We start from the raw sequence: 16,183 nt of genomic DNA on the forward strand, positions 1-16,183 counted from the left end.
TAGGATTATACCAACATTCTACTCGATTTGGGAATATCAGCGATAATTATAAAACTTTGCTCACCCATTCGCTCTCCAATTCTACAACCGGCAAATGTGAACCTTGCCAACGGCGGATCAGTTGAAAATCCATCAAATCCAAAGTATCCAAGCCCGGAATCACATCAGGTGTATATTGCTGCGCTATGCGAGCCAGCTGGGTTAAACCGAAACTGGATTCAATCGACGAGCTGATCACCGCCATGATCCCTTGTTGCTGTGCCTGTTGAATCAGGTCGACACAGCGTTGCAACGAGCCGACTAAAGTCGGTTTAATCACAATTGCCGCCAAGTGCGGTTCCGCCTGCACGACAAAATCCGCCTCGCGCACCGATTCGTCCCACGCAATCGCAATCCCAGTTTCCACCGCAAATTGGCGGCTTTCATCACGGGTTTTGCACGGTTCTTCCAGAAATTGAATTCTGGCACGATGTTCCGGTTTGACGTATTTAGCAAATTGCTGGGCTTTTGCCGGTGTCCAAGAGCGGTTAGCATCAAGGCGTAATTTGAGATCCGGCACTGCTTCCAGCAACATATCGGCAATCAAACCGTCACGATTGGCTTCGTACAGACCGACTTTGACTTTCGCCACTTTCTCGCCCGGCATTTGATCAAGTTGTTGATACAATTCATCAGGGTCACCATAACACAGCGGCGCTGCTTGATAATTCCCTTCTTCGCCGAGCAAGCCTTTCATCTCTGCCAAAGCACAACTCAAGCCAAATTGCACTGAGGGATGCAGCCCGTCTAGCGCTAATTTTTGATTACGACTGCGTGTTTCATCCCACTGTTGCAACCAAAGTGCGGTCTGCGCCTGTGCTTGTTCCAACGTTTCAACACTAAATTCCGGCAACGGCGCAATCTCGCCCCAGCCTTCGTGCTGACCGCACTTCACCTGCACCAACAGCCCTTCACGCCGTTTTAAAAAGCGGTTACGCAACACCACCTGCGAATCGACCGGGATTGAATAACGATAAAGCTGATAACTGCGAGTGGTCATGACAACTCCTTCCTTTAATGAATATCTTCCAATAATGCGACAATTTCTTCTGGTGGCGGTAGTTGCCCTTTTAAATCAGAAGGAAGAGTTCGGGTAATTTGATAAGTTGCGACACCAATAGGTTTTTTCGCATCGTGTAGCGTATATTCAACAATAGTCCGGCTTTTTTCCTTACAAAGAATAATCCCAATAGATGGATTTTCATCCGGCTGACGAATCATATTATCAAGTGCGGTTAAATAAAATTGCATTTTGCCAATATATTCGGGTTTAAATTCTCCAATTTTGAGTTCAATGGCAATCAAACAGCGTAATTTACGATGAAAAAGTAATAAATCAATAAAAAAATCTCGTCCATCCACTTCTAAACGATACTGGCTTCCCATAAAGGCAAACATTCCACCCATCGCACGCAGAAAATCCTCTACTTTAGCAATCAATGCTCGTTCTAAAGCTGATTCAGTGTGTAGCTCACTCAAATCTAAAAAATCAAAAAGATAATCATCTTTAACGGCTAATTTCGCCTGATTACGAACGGTTTCAGGCAGCGTTTTATCAAAATTAGTTTGTCCAAGCAACGCTTTTTCATAGCTTTGATTTTCGATTTGGTGGGTCAATACTTTTTTTGACCAACCAAATTTTCGACTCATTTTGAGGTAAAACTCGCGTTCTTGCATATCTGAACAGCGTTCAAGAATAATAAGATTGTGGCTCCAACTAATTTCTCGCACCAGTGGCACGAGTTTTTCATAGGCTGAGTATTTCTCAAAGAAAGCCTTCATTCTCCATAAATTAGAAGATGAAAATCCTGTAACATCAGGAAAACTTTTCTTTAAATCAATCGCTAATTTCTGAACAATCGATTTTCCCCACCCCTCATCAGCTTTGCGCTCAACCAATAGCTTGCCTAAGTCCCAATACAGCTCAACAAGTGCAGAGTTCGCAGCGCGCAATGCGTTATACTGTGCATCACGCACTCGTTCTTTCACTGAACGTAATAAATCAGCGTAATCACCGCTTAAATCAATTATAGGCATAGATTATTCCTTTTAGGAAAACTACGGATTACGCTTAAACTTGCTGAAATCCGGTTCGCGCTTTTGGTTGAAGGCGTTGCGCCCTTCTTGCCCCTCTTCGGTCATGTAGAACAGCATGGTGGCGTTGCCGGCAAGCTCTTGCAATCCTGCTTGTCCGTCGCAGTCGGCGTTTAATGCTGCTTTTAAACAGCGCAGTGCAATCGGGCTGTTTTGTAACATTTCGCGACACCAGCGCACGGTCTCTTTTTCTAATTCAGCATAAGGAACAACGGTGTTGACCAAGCCCATCTCCAACGCTTCTTGTGCGTTATATTGACGGCATAAGAACCAAATTTCGCGCGCTTTTTTCTGCCCGACGATGCGTGCCATGTACGATGCGCCCCAACCGCCGTCAAACGAGCCGACTTTCGGTCCGGTTTGTCCAAACATGGCGTTTTCAGCAGCGATGGTTAAATCACACAACATATGTAACACATGACCACCGCCGATGGCATAACCGGCGACCATCGCCACCACCGGTTTCGGGCAGCTGCGGATATCGCGTTGAAAATCGAGCACATTTAAGTGGTGTACCCCGCTATCGTCTTTATAACCGCCGTAGTCGCCACGCACTTTCTGATCACCACCGGCGCAGAATGCTTTTTCGCCCTGTCCGGTCAGCACGATCACGCCGATTTTTTCATCAAAACGGGCATCAGCAAAGGCGGTAATCATCTCTTTCACCGTTTGCGGACGGAACGCATTGCGTACTTCCGGGCGGTTGATGGTGATTTTGGCGATACCGTCGGCAGATTTGTGATATAAAATATCATTGTAGCCGTTGCTGCAATCCTGCCATTCGACCGGGGCGTATAAAAATGCTTCGCTTGGATATAACATACTGTTTCCTTCTTATATTTAAACTAAAAGTGCGGTCAGCTTTGCCGCAAAATCATCGGGATTTTCAAGATGGGCGTTGTGTCCTGCCTGTTGAATCAGGGTTAAATTTAACTGATTTTGTTGTGCCTGTGCACGAAATTTTTGATCGTATTCGCCACAAAAAAAACGAATCGGCAAATCTGTTGACCGCACTTTAGCGGCTAAATTGGGCTGTTTTGCCAACGAAGTTGCCAGCAACATTTGTGCAATATTTACGCCGCAATTGGGGGTGCGTTTTTCAACTAATGCTTGCCGTTGTGCCATGTTTAAATTAGCAAATACCGGTTGTTGATACCAGTCATTCAATACCACACTTGGTGATTCGGTCGCAAAGCGGTGCGCCCACGTCTGATCGTTCAGCCACCGCATTTGTTTTTCAGCTTCTGTATGCAAGCCTAAATTGGCCCCCTCAACAATCAACCCTTGCAAATAGCCACGTTCAATCTGGGACTGCAACGCATAATACAGCGCAATTCGCCCACCGAGCGAATAACCGATTAACCAATAGGGCTTGCCACCCACCGCACTTTGGATTTTTTCTGCCAAATACCCCCCAGTTTGGGCAAAATCAGCAACCCTTGTCGCTTTTTGCCTGCCGTGTAGCGGCAGATCCAAGCTAACACAATGAAAGTGCGGTAAATGAGCGATTACCGGCTGCCAATCGGCCTGTGTGCCCAACAACCCATGTAGAAAGACCAAACACGGCTTTGGCTGCTCGCCGTTAGCTGCCAATCTGCGCTCCGGCAATTTGTTCAATCAACGATTTATAAATTTTGCTGCCATCGTTCGGATTGACTTTAATCTCGATGATGCTCGTCTCTTTACGTCCATAAGCCTGTTTCAATACCGAATTCAGATCCGCCCAGGTATAAGGACGGCTGTAGTTAATATTGAACATTGCCGCCGCCTGTGAGAAATCCAGCCCGTGTCCTAAACGATAAAACTGCTCTTTCACGCTTTCATCGACCGGCAACATATCAAAAATGGCACCACCGTTGTTATTGATCACAAATAGGATCGTTGGTTGTTTGACTTGCTTAAACAGCGCCAGCGAGTTGAGATCATAGAGCGTTGAAATATCACCGATCATCGCTACCAGCGGTTGGTTAGTGCCGATTGCCACCCCTGCTGCGGTTGCCAACAAGCCGTCAATGCCGCTGGCACCTCGGTTGGTGTAAACCGGATAGCCTTCCGGCAGCTTACAGAGTGCATCCACCAAACGGACAAACAAGCTGTTGCCCAAAAACAACGATCCGTTGCTCGGCAACACACGACTGACATGATGCGCCAACGACGCTTCGTTTAAATTGCCGCCTATTTGTTGTTCGATAAAGCTGGCGCAAAATTGCGATAGTGCCAGCGGCTCCAGCAACCACGGACGCTGACGCAGCGGCGGGTGGGCACGCAGCCAGTGATGCGCTTTCACATTAAAGCGAGTGTGTTGATGGTGATGCGGATCGAGATCTTTCTGTGATGCCTCAATCAACCAAAATTCACCTTTGAATTGTGCCAGGAAGCGATTGACCCGTTTGCTGATAATCTGACTGCCGAATTGCAATACGATTTCTGCTTGCAATAATTTTTGTTGAACAATCTCATTCGCCAGCCAAATATCGGCATACGGCAATGACGACTCAAGCCCCGACTGAATATCGCTGATCACCACCCACCCCATGGTCGCCGCCCAAGCGGAAATGCCCATGCTTTGTTCCAGCGGCAATTTGCCGACCACGATCACACCTTGCTTGGTACGCCAATAGTCCCAATTTTCGTGAATCAGCACCTCACTTTGCTGCTCGGCATACGCAATCCACGGCTGTTTTTTGCCCGCCCAACGGTTAAAATCGACTAATGCCGGGAAATGCTGAATTTCATTTTCATCGGCAAGATAAAGCGGTTCGGCAAACGGCAGATTGAAATGTAATACGCCGTGAGTAAGGCGTTGCTGCTGACAGGCTTGATCGATACGGCTCAATAACCACGCTGTCGAATAATCTTCGCTCGGACGCGGGAAATTGATCGCGGCGATCGGATAATCGGCGAAGATTCCTTGCTGTTGAATCGCTTGATTAGCGCCGCAACCAATCAGTTCCGGCGGACGGTCGGCGGTCAGCACGATCAAATTATGTCCGCTCTGTGTGGCTTCGATAATTGCCGGGTATAAATTGGCGGCGGCCGTGCCGGAGGTGACGATAATTGCTACCGGCGTATTGCTGGCTTTTGCTAAGCCCAGCGCCAAAAAGCCCAAACCGCGTTCATCAAAATGGGTATGACAGGTTACACGATGCCCGTCTTCCAGTCGCACGGCTTCCAAGGTCAACGGCGTGGAACGCGAACCGGGTGCAATACAAATGTGCTGCACCCCATTGCGCACTATACTTTCTAAAACCACTCTCGCCCAACAGCGATTCAATACCGCAACTGACATTCCTCTACTCCATCTTTATCCACGGGAAATTTTATGCCGGAAATAACAACAGGATTCCCGCTGCTTTTCGTTCGATCTCCTGCCATTCTAACAAGGGAACGGAACCGGCAACAATACCTGCGCCGGTGAAAATCATTATTTTATCTTGATTTAACAAGGTTGAGCGGATCGCAACACAAAATTCGCTGTTTGCCAACGACATCACACCCAAAGTGCCGGCATACCACTCGCGCCGAAAATTTTGCCGCGTGGCAATAAAATTCAAGGCGGCTCGGTCCGGCAGTCCACCCACTGCCGCACTGGGATGAATCGCACTCAAACAGGTGCTGTCATCGGCATCCGGGTAAAGTTTAGCGGCAATTTTGCGTACCAGATGCTGCACATAACTTAGTTTACGACTGGTCAAACTTTCAATATCCAGATGCTGACTGAAATTCGCCAATTTTGCACAAATATCCTCCACCACCAAGCGATTTTCATGAATATTTTTGCGGTCTTGCAACAGCCACTGTTGCTGTTGCTCGGTTTGCTGCGGATCATCACTACTGACCGCTGTTCCCGCCAACGCCTCAGTGATCAACCGTTGCCGATCACGCTGATACAAGCGTTCCGGACTCGCCCCTAAAAAAACCTGCTCCGGCGTTTGCGCCCACAAAAAATAGTAACAATCGGCGTGCTGAACACGCGCCTGCGCCACTAAATCATAGGGATTTACTGCGGTATCGCTGCGATATGTTTTTTTCTGTGCCAACACCACTTTGGTAAAATGCCCTTGCTCAATCTGCGCCAAGGCTTCGCCGACTAGCGCCTGCCACTCGTTTTCACTGTAGTTTTGCGTTTCAAGGCGTAATGTTGTCTGAACCTGTTTCAATGGCAGCGGCGGAGACAATCCTTGCAAGAAAGCCTCGACCGCACTTTGCTGATCATCGGCGGACAAGGTCAGGGTGATGCGCCATGTTTGCGCCCGTTGCTCCAGCCACAATCGCGGCAGATAAAAATGCGCCTCCCCCTCAAAAGTCAAGCCGCCGACCAATTGCAGCTGCTGCATTGGGTAGGCCGTCAAAAACGCTTGCGCTGCTGCCAACTCGGTAAAATAGTTTACCTGTCCCAATGCGACACATTGCGTTGCGCTTTCTCTGGCTTGCCAAAAAAATTGCGGGTAACAGCACTGTCCTTTTAGCCAAGCCAACACATCGTCGCTCGCTGAATCCGGCGTAAATTCCAGCTGATACTGGCTGATTGCTGAGTTTTGCGCGCTGAAGTCATGCGCATTCAACCGTTGTCGTAATTGTTGTTTTATCTGTTGCCAACAGTCCATAACGTCCAATCTTGTCTTAAGTTATCAATCGTCGTAATCGAAGACCTATCATTCAGTGTCTCGATCCTTGCCTATTCGGCATATAAAGCCCTAATTTTACCGCACTTTAAAATAAATATTTACTAAATCTTTCCATTTTTCGCAAATAAGCGTAGAGTAAATAAATTCATTTTCATCGACTGTTTTTAACGCATTAATCAAGGGTTAACCATGAATATTTTCCCTAAATCCAATAAATTAGAACATGTTTGCTACGATATTCGCGGCAAAGTGCACAAAGAAGCGGTGCGCCTAGAGGAAGAAGGACATAAAATTTTAAAACTGAATATCGGCAACACGGCCCCGTTCGGCTTCGATGCGCCGGATGAAGTGCTAGTCGATATCATCCGCAACTTGCCAACCGCCCAAGGTTATTGCGAATCAAAAGGATTGTACTCTGCGCGCAAAGCAGTGGTGCAGTATTACCAATCCAAAGGGGTGGTAGATTCCACAGTGAACGATGTCTATATCGGCAATGGTGGTTCAGAGTTGATCACCATGTCGATGCAAGCGTTATTAAATGATGGCGATGAAGTCTTGGTGCCGATGCCGGATTATCCGCTTTGGACGGCAGCGGTAACCCTTTCCGGCGGCAAAGCGGTGCATTATGTCTGTGATGAACAGGCGGACTGGTTTCCAGATCTCGCCGATATTAAAAGCAAAGTCACTGCACGCACTAAAGCCATTATCTTAATCAATCCAAATAATCCGACCGGTGCCGTCTACAGCAAAGCAGTGCTACTAGAAATTGCCGAAGTCGCACGCCAGCACAATTTATTGATTTTCGCCGATGAAGTATACGACAAAATTCTCTACGACGGTGCAGTACACCATCACATTGCCGCCCTTGCGCCAGATTTATTGACCATTACCATTAACAGCTTGTCCAAAGCATATCGCAGCTGCGGCTTCCGCCAAGGGTGGATGATTTTGAACGGCCCGAAAGATAAGGCAAAAGGCTATATCGAAGGCTTGGATATGATGGCGTCGATGCGCCTGTGCGCCAATGTGCCGATGCAACATGCGATTCAAACCGCACTTGGCGGCTATCAAAGTATCAATGAATTGATTTTGCCGAACGGACGTTTGTTAGAACAACGTAATCTCGCCTATGACCTGCTGAATCAAATTCCGGGTGTGAGCTGTGTCAAGCCGATGGGGGCGTTATATCTGTTCCCAAAACTGGATATGAAAAAATTCAACCTATATGACGATGAAAAAATGGTGCTCGACCTACTACGCCAAGAGAAAGTGTTGATCGTACACGGCCGCGGCTTTAACTGGCACCAACCGGACCATTTCCGCATTGTCACCCTGCCTTATGTCACCCAACTGGAAGATGCGATTAACAAAATCGCACGCTTCTTAAGCACTTATCGGCAGTAAGCAAACAAAATCAGTAAAAACTGCGCTCAATTGCGCAGTTTTACATTAACGCTTAATATACTCACGCTTTTATCGCGATAAATGTCCCTGCTGTAAATGGATGGCTCCGACTAAATCATCCGAGCTGACTTTAAATGCCTGCCCGAATCCTTTAACAAACAATCCTTGTTCAGGAATTAAATTAAATAGGGTGAAATCCTGCAACGAAGACAAATGCTGCACCACCTCACCGTGCCTTGCCACCAGTGCCAGTGTGCCTCGTTGCCATTCCGTCGAGTCGTATGGCACAATTTCTGCTGTCGCATCAAACGAAAGACGGCGACGTGCAAAAATCTGACGACTCTGTTCCTCATCTTCAATCAGCATTAACGATACTTTCGGCACTTGTTTTAAGTTTCGTGCGTGACGCGCAACATCAGAAATAAAAACATAATATCCCCTGTCATTTAACACAAAAGGCGCATAACTGATATTCGGATTACCTTCAGCATCTACGGTTGCCAATAATAGTGTTCTGCATTGCTGTTTCATTGCCTGAATTTCAGGACCTAAACGATTTTGTAACCGCTCTCGTCGATCTGCCATAGTTATTATATCCTGTTATTGTTGTATAAATAAGTGTTTAAACTGCTCAATTTGCTGCGGATACAGCGTTCTCTGTCGATCTCGCCCTAGATAAACTTTAAAAATAACATTACCGCTTGCGGCAATAAAGGCAAAAGCGTAGCTCTCTTTGCGACGAAAAGGCTTATTCAGTAATACAATTTTCTTGATTGCCTCTAATTTCAAATGCCCATGCCAGGCACTGTTACTGTCGCCTTTCATATTTAAATTAAAATAGCCATATCCGTTTTTTCCACCGGGAAATGGACCGGAAACTTCAAAAATGGAACCTTCTTTTTCAATAATCGTTATCAGTTTCCCCCACTCACTCAGCTTTCCCAACAATGCTTCCGCCTCTGCACTATCAAAAACCCGGATAAAAGGTGATGGCAACGCTAAAATAACCAAGCCTTCTGGCTGTTTTAACGCAGCAGCTAGCTCCGATGTCAACAGTTCGGGATTTTCCATCAATAAATCAGCAACCTGTTTTTTTAATTTTTCCATGCTTTATTCCTTCATATATTATTTCTTTAAACCGCACTTAACATTTACTCATTCAGTAAACCTGACTAAAATTCATAGCGCACGCCAAGTGTAAAATCTCGACCCGGTGCGCTATAAGAGGGTTTAAACATAATACTATCCTTCTTGCTGGTAAATTTCACAATAACGTTAAAAATAAGCTCAACACGATTTAAAAATAAAAATAAATTTCCATTTTTATCTTTAATCTGCTTTTAAAAAAATAAATTGTTGCAATGCATTTAATAATTGACTAGCCCAAAAACGCCCTTTCGATGTTAATCTCAATGATGTATTTTGATATAAACACAACCCGCTTTGTTGCCATTGCTCAAATAATGGCGTTAATATCGATAATTCTTCGGCATTAAAATAACGTCCGCACGCTAGAAATCCTTTTTCTATGCCGCCCTGCACAACCGCACTTTTATCAGCCCAAGACGGTCTTTGCATTAATATTGCAATCGGTTTTTGATTTTGGCTAACTTGCTGATAATAATTAGGCAATTCTCGTTGTTGCATAAAACTCCAACGCCCGATATTTCCACCGGCAGCACAACCAAATGCTAAACAATTCGAATGTTCTTTAATTAACAAATTATATAAATTACGCTCTCTCGTATTCCTTGCCCAATGACTATTACTGATTTGCTGCCAATTATATTCAGTTAATTGTTTTAATCCTTGTAAATATAACTGCTGCTGCTCTTCAAAAGTCGCAATTGAAATACGCTGTGCCGCCACAGACTTGCCTAATATTGTATTTGGTAAAACATTTAAAGCATAAAGATCAACGCCGTCCATTTGCAAAGATTCTATCCATTCTAAATCTTTTGTTAATACCTCAGAGGTTTGCCCTGGCAAGCCGAATAGCAGATCGCAGACAATTGCTCCTTGATTAAGCTTTATCAGATAATCAATAAACTCAAGGACTTGCTCCTGAGTTGATTGCCGCCCAAGCTTACGTCGGATATCAGTGTCAAAGGTTTGCACACCAATAGAGATCCGATTCGCTCCGGCTGCAAAACAAGCGGCCAATTTCTCTTTATTTTCTTCTGAAACCCGAGTTTCGATCGTAATTTCACAATCGCTTGCCAATGGCAAATAACTTTTTAACGCCTGTAAAATAATCAATAAATTATGAGTCGAAAGTGCGGTTGGCGTGCCACCGCCAAAATAAACCGCCTGTATAGGATTCTGCTGATATACTTTATTCTGACTATGTTGTTGAATCTCTTTTAATAGAAATTCGGTGTAATTTTGCGCTGCATTTATTTCAAATCGATTCTGATAAAATCCACAAAATTTACAGTGTGTTTCACAGAAAGGAATATGTAGATATAACAATGTTTTTTGGTATCCATTATCAATTTGCTGTAATTCACTCCACTGCTGCTGAATTATTGAACGATCAATCGGCACACTTCCTGCCCAAGGCATTGTTGCCTTTCTTGAAGAAAATGGCATCCCCTCAGGTTGAGCAAAAAAGCGACTAATATCATATTCCATATTTATTTTCCCAAAGAAAGAAAAAAACCCACTTGACATAGATAAGGCTAGGCATGATAATAAAAATCAATCTCATTATCAATATAAATTAAAATAATTTATCGGTATGTATAAAAAAACTACTTTTATCAAGCGCTCCTTATTAGGATTATTATTCTTTCTATGTATAGGCTGCACCACTTTAGCAAGCAAACAACAAATTAAATCGCAACAGAACATACAAAAAACTATTTTTGATGTCAGTCAGCAACGCTATATCCAAATTGACGATCTGGTTGGTCAACTAGCTGAAAGTAAAATAATTTTGATCGGTGAAAAACATACTGAAAAGAAACACCACCAAGCCCAATTACGGCTAATAACAATGCTGGAAGAAAGATCTTTGATCACCGGTATTGCTCTAGAAATGTTTCCTTCTATCGCACAAATCAATCTAAACCGGGCTCAAGCCGTCATTCGCCGCCAACCTACGATATCGGATCATGAAATTGCCACTCAACTGGGTTGGGATTCAAAATGGGATTGGACGCAATACCGCACTTTGATCACCTACTTGTCCAGATCCAATATCAATATTTACGGTGCAAATTTAAGTCATGAAGAAATCAATATCTTATTGCAGGGCGCTTATCCGCTACTCGGGGAAAAATCTACAGCAACAGAAGTAAAACAAGCGATTAGGACCTTAATTGTTGAGTCTCACGCAATAGATTATAGCGATCCGTTAATTGATCGATTAGTGGAGATCCAGCAATTCAAAGATCGCCGAATGGCTGAAACCTTACTTAAAAATAATAAACCAATTTTTTTTATCGGTGGGCTACATCATATAAGAAAGTCCATCGGTATTCCGCTACATTTAGCAGAATATTTAGAAAGTAATTATAAAGTCATCGCAATGGTTGAAAATCTGTCCGATATTGAGATGAATGATGCCGATTATATTTGGGTACTGTAAAGATGAATATTATTCGGGTTATTTTAGGCATTCTGGTCAGTTATATTGCGTCAGCCACAATTGCCCCACCACTCATTCCGACAAAAGTACAAGCAGCAAATCCTGATCATGTTCAGCACATCGATCACTATGCTTGGCTGGCGGATAATCGCTATCAGGATGAAATTGAGCAAATTATTCAGAAGGAAAACCGCCACACACAACATTTCCTTGCCTCGGAGCAAGCTCTCAGACAACAACTGTCGAATGAAATAACCACTCGTTCTCAACAACGTCCAATCGAATTATATTGGTCAGATAACGGCTATAATTATCGCCGATATAACCAAGGTTACCATCCTGTCTTTGAACGAAAATCCATTCAACATAGTCATTGGCACTTAATTGTTGATGGTGCACAACAAGCTAAAAACCATGCATATTATCAACTTAATATTCCGGTTATTTCGCCTGATAATCAACTGGCTTTAATTGCAGAAGATATTATCGGTAGTGAAAATTATCAGATTTCACTTATCCATTTAGATAAATCAACGACTCCCGAAACAACACTAGAAGTAAGCAATACTAACGGGGAAATTGTTTGGGGAAAAAATAATCGCACTTTCTATTATTTACAACAAGCCCCTGAAACCGGCAATATTATCGGTTTATACCGGCATATTATCGGCTTACCGCAAAGTGAAGACCATCTGATTTATCAGCAGAATTCAACGAATAGTCATTTGTCGATATCACTCTCTTCTTCTGGTCAGTATTTAATCTTAGATCTTAATAAACAAGATAGCTCAGAGATATACACTCTAGATCTAATGCAGTCCAATCCTGAAATAACACTGTTTGTGCCTGAAAAAATAGGATATGAATACTATTTAGATCATCATAATGACGGCTTCTACATTAAAAGTAACCATAATAATACCGAATTTGAATTATTCTATGCCAAAGACAAACAAGCAAAGTGGCAAACTGTTTATACCCCGCATAAGGGCAGTACCCTCGAAAGTTTTACCTTGTTAAAACATTGGGTGATTATCAAAGTGCGTAATCACGGTGTTCCTGAGTTATATTATTGGTCAATACCACACCATAGTAAGGTAGAAAAAATCCTATTCCCGGATCCCAATTATTTAGTGAGCATACTACATGGGGATGGGTATGATTCAGCGCATTTAACACTACGCTATAGTGCTTTGAACGTACCGCAAAGTATTGTGAAGTTTGATCTGCACCAACGACAATGGTTGGATATGCCTGAATCAGGCGTCCATAATACCGAAGCTCAACACTACCAAACTGAATATTTATTGATTCCCGTACGTGACGGAATATCTGTACCAGTTACGCTGATTTATAAAAAATCACACTTCAAGAAAGGTAAAAATCCCCTGTTATTAACCGGCTATGGTGCTTACGGATTCAGTATGCAACCGGTATACGGCACAGCTTATCGCAGCTTACTCGATAGAGGTTTTGTTTATGCAATAGCCCATGTCAGAGGCGGTGGTGAGTTGGGGCTTGCTTGGCACACCCAAGGGAGCAGGCAATTCAAATTAAACAGTATTCATGATTTTATTGATGTTGCTCAAATCTTACAATTAAAAGGCTATGCAGCTCCTGACCGCACTTACGCCCTTGGAGAAAGTGCCGGAGGATTGTTGGTCGCTGCTGCCGTCAATCAAGCACCACAGCTTTTTCGTGCTGTGGTGCTACAAGTGCCGTTTTTGGATATGCTAGCCGCCCTCGGTAATCCGATGACCAAAACAGATTCTGAAGTTGCAGAATGGGGCGATATTTCACAACCTGAAGAGTATCAATATATTAAAAGCTACTCACCTTATGAAAATATTCAGCCTCAACAGTATCCTTCAATCTTGATTATGACAGCCCAACAAGATCAACGGGTTCCATTTTGGGAAAGCTTAAAATATGCCGCTAAAATCCGACAGTATAATCTGGCTGATAGCGCAATTTTACTCAATATCGAATCCAATTCAGGCCATAGCGGCCGTTATGGCGGTGCAAGTCGCCAGATCAGAAATATTACCGCCTACACATTTTTACTCAAAGCCGATCGCATTGCTAGCCAAAGTCATCTAATACCAAGAGATACACTTATTTATAACAAGGAAAAACAATGAATTATTCGATTATCAGCCGTTTTATTGCTTTAGTTTGCTGCGGTCTTCTTCCCGCTACTGGTGGCTATACCGATCAAGGTTCGCAAGATGAATTACAACTTGATGACTTAAAAGTATTAGGTTTGCCGCGTACTACATCACAAAAAACGTTTAGTATTCCCGGCGCAGTCAGCGCAGTGGGTGAAAATAGAAAAATGCAATCATTAGACAGTGTAGTGCGAGCACTGCCGGGAACCTTTACCAACATCAACCCGACGCAAGGTACAGTTAGTGTCAATATTCGGGGAATGACCGGTTTTGGCAGAGTCAACACGATGGTTGACGATGTTCCTCAAACTTTTTACGGTACTTCATCTAATTCCAGTAGTAAATATCATAGCGAAAACGGAGGATATGGACCTAGCAGCCAATTCGGCGTTATGATTGATCCGAATTTTCTGACAGGTATCAGTGTCACTCGAGGATTCTCACAAGGTGCTCAAGGGGTTAATGCTTTAAATGGACACTCCAACCTACGTACCATCGGAGTCGATGATGTAGTTTTTGCCGACAGTAATATTGGTTTACTGTCAAAATATAATTACGGCACCAACGGATTAGGAAAAAATGCTATGTTGGCGGTAGCTGCCAAGCAATCTGCTTTCGACAGCGGTTCAATAGGTGCAATGTTAGCCTATAGCGGCGGCAAAGAAAAAGCCAATTATAAACGTGGTGACGGTACACATTCGATTCAAAATGACTATGTTCGCCGTCTTGATCAGTCGCCACGCTCTTGGTTGGCGAAATTTGATCTATCTCCTTCCGCGCTACATAAAATTGAACTGGCTGCCCGCGGCTACCAAAACAGTGTCGGCGGTCGCCAAACAAAAAACAGTAATTATTATCTACGTTATAAGTTTGACCCGGCCAGCCCTTTAATCGATTTTACCTTGTTGGGCGCTTATACCGATAATCGCCAACTTTATGATAGTGACGCCAACATTTGGCAGCTGGATAAAGCGAAAACAGACAACCGTTCTTACTATCTGGATATCAACAATATTTCCACATTACACTGGCAAGATTTTACCTCCAGGCTGACATTGGGCAGTAGTGTTATGACTAATACCTATGCCAAAAAAGCCTTAGGTGTCAATAAAGACAACTATGATTATACGCCCTTTTCTCCTGTTGGTAGACAAACCATCTACAGCCTATATTTAATCAATGAGTTAACCTATCAGAATTTCACATTAAATACCGGCTTGACCTATGTTGATGGTACGGTCCGAGGTCATAAAGGTTCTTGCCACGCTTTGGGCAACAGCGATAATTCTTTTGCCGATTTGGGTTGTTTTCCAAAAAATGCCGCCAGCATGAAATTGAACAACAAATCATTGCAGCCGTCAGTGATGCTATCTTGGGATTTAAACCCGTGGTTTAAACCGTTTATCAGCTATTCTCAATCCACTCGAATTCCCAATACCCAAGAAGTTTTCTTTAATAATGAAGGCAGTGGCTCAATGAATCCCTACTTAAAGCCGGAAAAAGCTAAGACTTATCAAATTGGTTTTAATTCCGAAAAGGAAAACATATTCACTGATAATGATTTCTTAGGTTTCAAATTGACAGCCTATGTTAATCATATAAAAAACTATATTCACAGCCAAAGTTTCTATATTACTCGTAGCGGTACTCGAATCACCGACCTAAATCATCCTGATTTATATGGGGATTTTCATGCACAAATGTATATTAACGCACTAAACCCCATTAAGCACAGAGGCATAGAAATCGCTTTAGAATATGATTCAGATACACTATTTGCCAATTTATCCTATAGCCGACAAAAGACTACCTTACCTTTAGATGTAAGTTCTTCAATCGGCACAGGATTCGGCACAACATCGCTCACTTATTTACCGGAAGACTACGGTACACTGACATTAGGTGGGCGGTTTTTTGAGCGTGATTTAACCATCGGCTCTATTTTTAAATACACCGGAAAGTCACGCCGCGAAGTGCCAAACGGGCTTGAAGTAGATAAATACGGCAATGATTCGCAAGCGCTGCCGAAAATTCCGATTATTATCGATCTTTACGCCACATATCGACTCAACAAGCACGTCCTACTCAAAGCCTCGGTGCAAAATCTATCAAATAAAAATTATGTCGATGCATTAAATTCACTCAACTCAACCGGCTCACAAGTGGGGACCGACAAAGATGACAACTACGTTTACTCGTTTACTAATTCAGCACGTGGACGAACATTTTTATTAGGCGCTGAAATTCGTTTTTAATAT

The 16,183-nt window shown here is 43.5% G+C and carries 13 protein-coding genes; 4 read left to right on the forward strand and 9 right to left on the reverse strand.

The genetic code is table 11. The features are described from left to right. Positions 1–46 precede the first annotated feature (46 nt). From menC to EDC16_RS05840, 6 genes are read right to left on the reverse strand one after another with little or no spacing between them, the layout of a single operon-like run. The gene (menC, locus tag EDC16_RS05815) at positions 47–1,039 is read right to left on the reverse strand and encodes an o-succinylbenzoate synthase (protein WP_132966344.1); all 993 of its coding nucleotides are present in this window, start codon (positions 1,037–1,039) and stop codon (positions 47–49) included. 14 nt (positions 1,040–1,053) lie between these two features. Continuing rightward, the gene (locus tag EDC16_RS05820; protein WP_132966346.1) at positions 1,054–2,076 is read right to left on the reverse strand and encodes a PDDEXK nuclease domain-containing protein; all 1,023 of its coding nucleotides are present in this window, start codon (positions 2,074–2,076) and stop codon (positions 1,054–1,056) included. A 21-nt stretch (positions 2,077–2,097) separates the two neighbouring features. After that, complete coding sequence (menB, locus tag EDC16_RS05825; protein ID WP_132966348.1) at positions 2,098–2,955, reverse strand: 1,4-dihydroxy-2-naphthoyl-CoA synthase; 858 nt, start codon at positions 2,953–2,955, stop codon at positions 2,098–2,100. An 18-nt stretch (positions 2,956–2,973) separates the two neighbouring features. Further along, entirely contained in the window at positions 2,974–3,726 is a 753-nt protein-coding gene (gene menH, locus EDC16_RS05830) for a 2-succinyl-6-hydroxy-2,4-cyclohexadiene-1-carboxylate synthase (protein WP_132966350.1), read from the reverse strand. Continuing rightward, the gene (gene menD, locus EDC16_RS05835; protein WP_132966352.1) at positions 3,716–5,422 is read right to left on the reverse strand and encodes a 2-succinyl-5-enolpyruvyl-6-hydroxy-3-cyclohexene-1-carboxylic-acid synthase; all 1,707 of its coding nucleotides are present in this window, start codon (positions 5,420–5,422) and stop codon (positions 3,716–3,718) included. Before menD ends, menH begins: the two co-directional genes overlap by 11 nt. 31 nt (positions 5,423–5,453) lie before the next feature. Beyond that, the gene (locus EDC16_RS05840; protein ID WP_132966354.1) at positions 5,454–6,740 is read right to left on the reverse strand and encodes an isochorismate synthase; all 1,287 of its coding nucleotides are present in this window, start codon (positions 6,738–6,740) and stop codon (positions 5,454–5,456) included. A 210-nt stretch (positions 6,741–6,950) separates the two neighbouring features. On the opposite strand from EDC16_RS05840, the gene EDC16_RS05845 reads away from it, so the two are divergent. After that, on the forward strand, positions 6,951–8,165 hold the full coding sequence (locus tag EDC16_RS05845; RefSeq protein ID WP_132966356.1) for a pyridoxal phosphate-dependent aminotransferase: 1,215 nt from the start codon (positions 6,951–6,953) through the stop codon (positions 8,163–8,165). A 69-nt stretch (positions 8,166–8,234) separates the two neighbouring features. On the opposite strand, the gene hutZ is transcribed toward EDC16_RS05845, so the two are convergent. From hutZ to hutW, 3 genes are all read right to left on the reverse strand, one after another. After that, complete coding sequence (hutZ, locus tag EDC16_RS05850; RefSeq protein WP_165894195.1) at positions 8,235–8,750, reverse strand: heme utilization protein HutZ; 516 nt, start codon at positions 8,748–8,750, stop codon at positions 8,235–8,237. A 15-nt stretch (positions 8,751–8,765) separates the two neighbouring features. After that, positions 8,766–9,272, reverse strand: coding sequence for a heme utilization cystosolic carrier protein HutX (hutX, locus tag EDC16_RS05855; RefSeq protein WP_132966360.1), 507 nt, complete (start codon positions 9,270–9,272; stop codon positions 8,766–8,768). A gap of 222 nt (positions 9,273–9,494) precedes the next feature. Continuing rightward, positions 9,495–10,799, reverse strand: a complete 1,305-nt coding sequence (gene hutW / locus EDC16_RS05860) for a heme anaerobic degradation radical SAM methyltransferase ChuW/HutW (protein ID WP_157330435.1) — start codon at positions 10,797–10,799, stop codon at positions 9,495–9,497. A gap of 106 nt (positions 10,800–10,905) precedes the next feature. Between hutW and EDC16_RS05865 the strand changes: the two genes are divergently transcribed. Genes EDC16_RS05865 through EDC16_RS05875 form a run of 3 tightly spaced genes read left to right on the forward strand, consistent with a single transcriptional unit; the run spans position 10,906 to position 16,180 of the window. After that, positions 10,906–11,757: a ChaN family lipoprotein gene (locus EDC16_RS05865; RefSeq protein ID WP_132966364.1), complete on the forward strand. Its 852-nt coding sequence runs from the start codon at positions 10,906–10,908 to the stop codon at positions 11,755–11,757. A gap of 2 nt (positions 11,758–11,759) precedes the next feature. Next, positions 11,760–13,898, forward strand: coding sequence for a prolyl oligopeptidase family serine peptidase (locus EDC16_RS05870; protein ID WP_132966366.1), 2,139 nt, complete (start codon positions 11,760–11,762; stop codon positions 13,896–13,898). Beyond that, positions 13,895–16,180: a TonB-dependent receptor domain-containing protein gene (locus EDC16_RS05875; protein WP_132966368.1), complete on the forward strand. Its 2,286-nt coding sequence runs from the start codon at positions 13,895–13,897 to the stop codon at positions 16,178–16,180. Before EDC16_RS05870 ends, EDC16_RS05875 begins: the two co-directional genes overlap by 4 nt. Positions 16,181–16,183: the final 3 nt, after the last annotated feature.

This window comes from Testudinibacter aquarius (assembly GCF_004342725.1).
GTDB classification, from domain to species: Bacteria; Pseudomonadota; Gammaproteobacteria; order Enterobacterales; family Pasteurellaceae; genus Chelonobacter; species Chelonobacter aquarius.

Excerpts from the sequence above, each read along its gene's own strand:
- menC (WP_132966344.1), bottom strand. The coding sequence starts at position 1,039 with ATGACCACTCGCAGTTATCAGCTTTATCGTTATTCAATCCCGGTCGAT.
- EDC16_RS05820 (WP_132966346.1), bottom strand. The coding sequence starts at position 2,076 with ATGCCTATAATTGATTTAAGCGGTGATTACGCTGATTTATTACGTTCA.
- menB (WP_132966348.1), bottom strand. The coding sequence starts at position 2,955 with ATGTTATATCCAAGCGAAGCATTTTTATACGCCCCGGTCGAATGGCAG.
- menD (WP_132966352.1), bottom strand. The coding sequence starts at position 5,422 with ATGTCAGTTGCGGTATTGAATCGCTGTTGGGCGAGAGTGGTTTTAGAA.
- EDC16_RS05840 (WP_132966354.1), bottom strand. The coding sequence starts at position 6,740 with ATGGACTGTTGGCAACAGATAAAACAACAATTACGACAACGGTTGAAT.
- EDC16_RS05845 (WP_132966356.1), top strand. The coding sequence starts at position 6,951 with ATGAATATTTTCCCTAAATCCAATAAATTAGAACATGTTTGCTACGAT.
- hutZ (WP_165894195.1), bottom strand. The coding sequence starts at position 8,750 with ATGGCAGATCGACGAGAGCGGTTACAAAATCGTTTAGGTCCTGAAATT.
- hutX (WP_132966360.1), bottom strand. The coding sequence starts at position 9,272 with ATGGAAAAATTAAAAAAACAGGTTGCTGATTTATTGATGGAAAATCCC.
- hutW (WP_157330435.1), bottom strand. The coding sequence starts at position 10,799 with ATGGAATATGATATTAGTCGCTTTTTTGCTCAACCTGAGGGGATGCCA.
- EDC16_RS05865 (WP_132966364.1), top strand. The coding sequence starts at position 10,906 with ATGTATAAAAAAACTACTTTTATCAAGCGCTCCTTATTAGGATTATTA.
- EDC16_RS05870 (WP_132966366.1), top strand. The coding sequence starts at position 11,760 with ATGAATATTATTCGGGTTATTTTAGGCATTCTGGTCAGTTATATTGCG.
- EDC16_RS05875 (WP_132966368.1), top strand. The coding sequence starts at position 13,895 with ATGAATTATTCGATTATCAGCCGTTTTATTGCTTTAGTTTGCTGCGGT.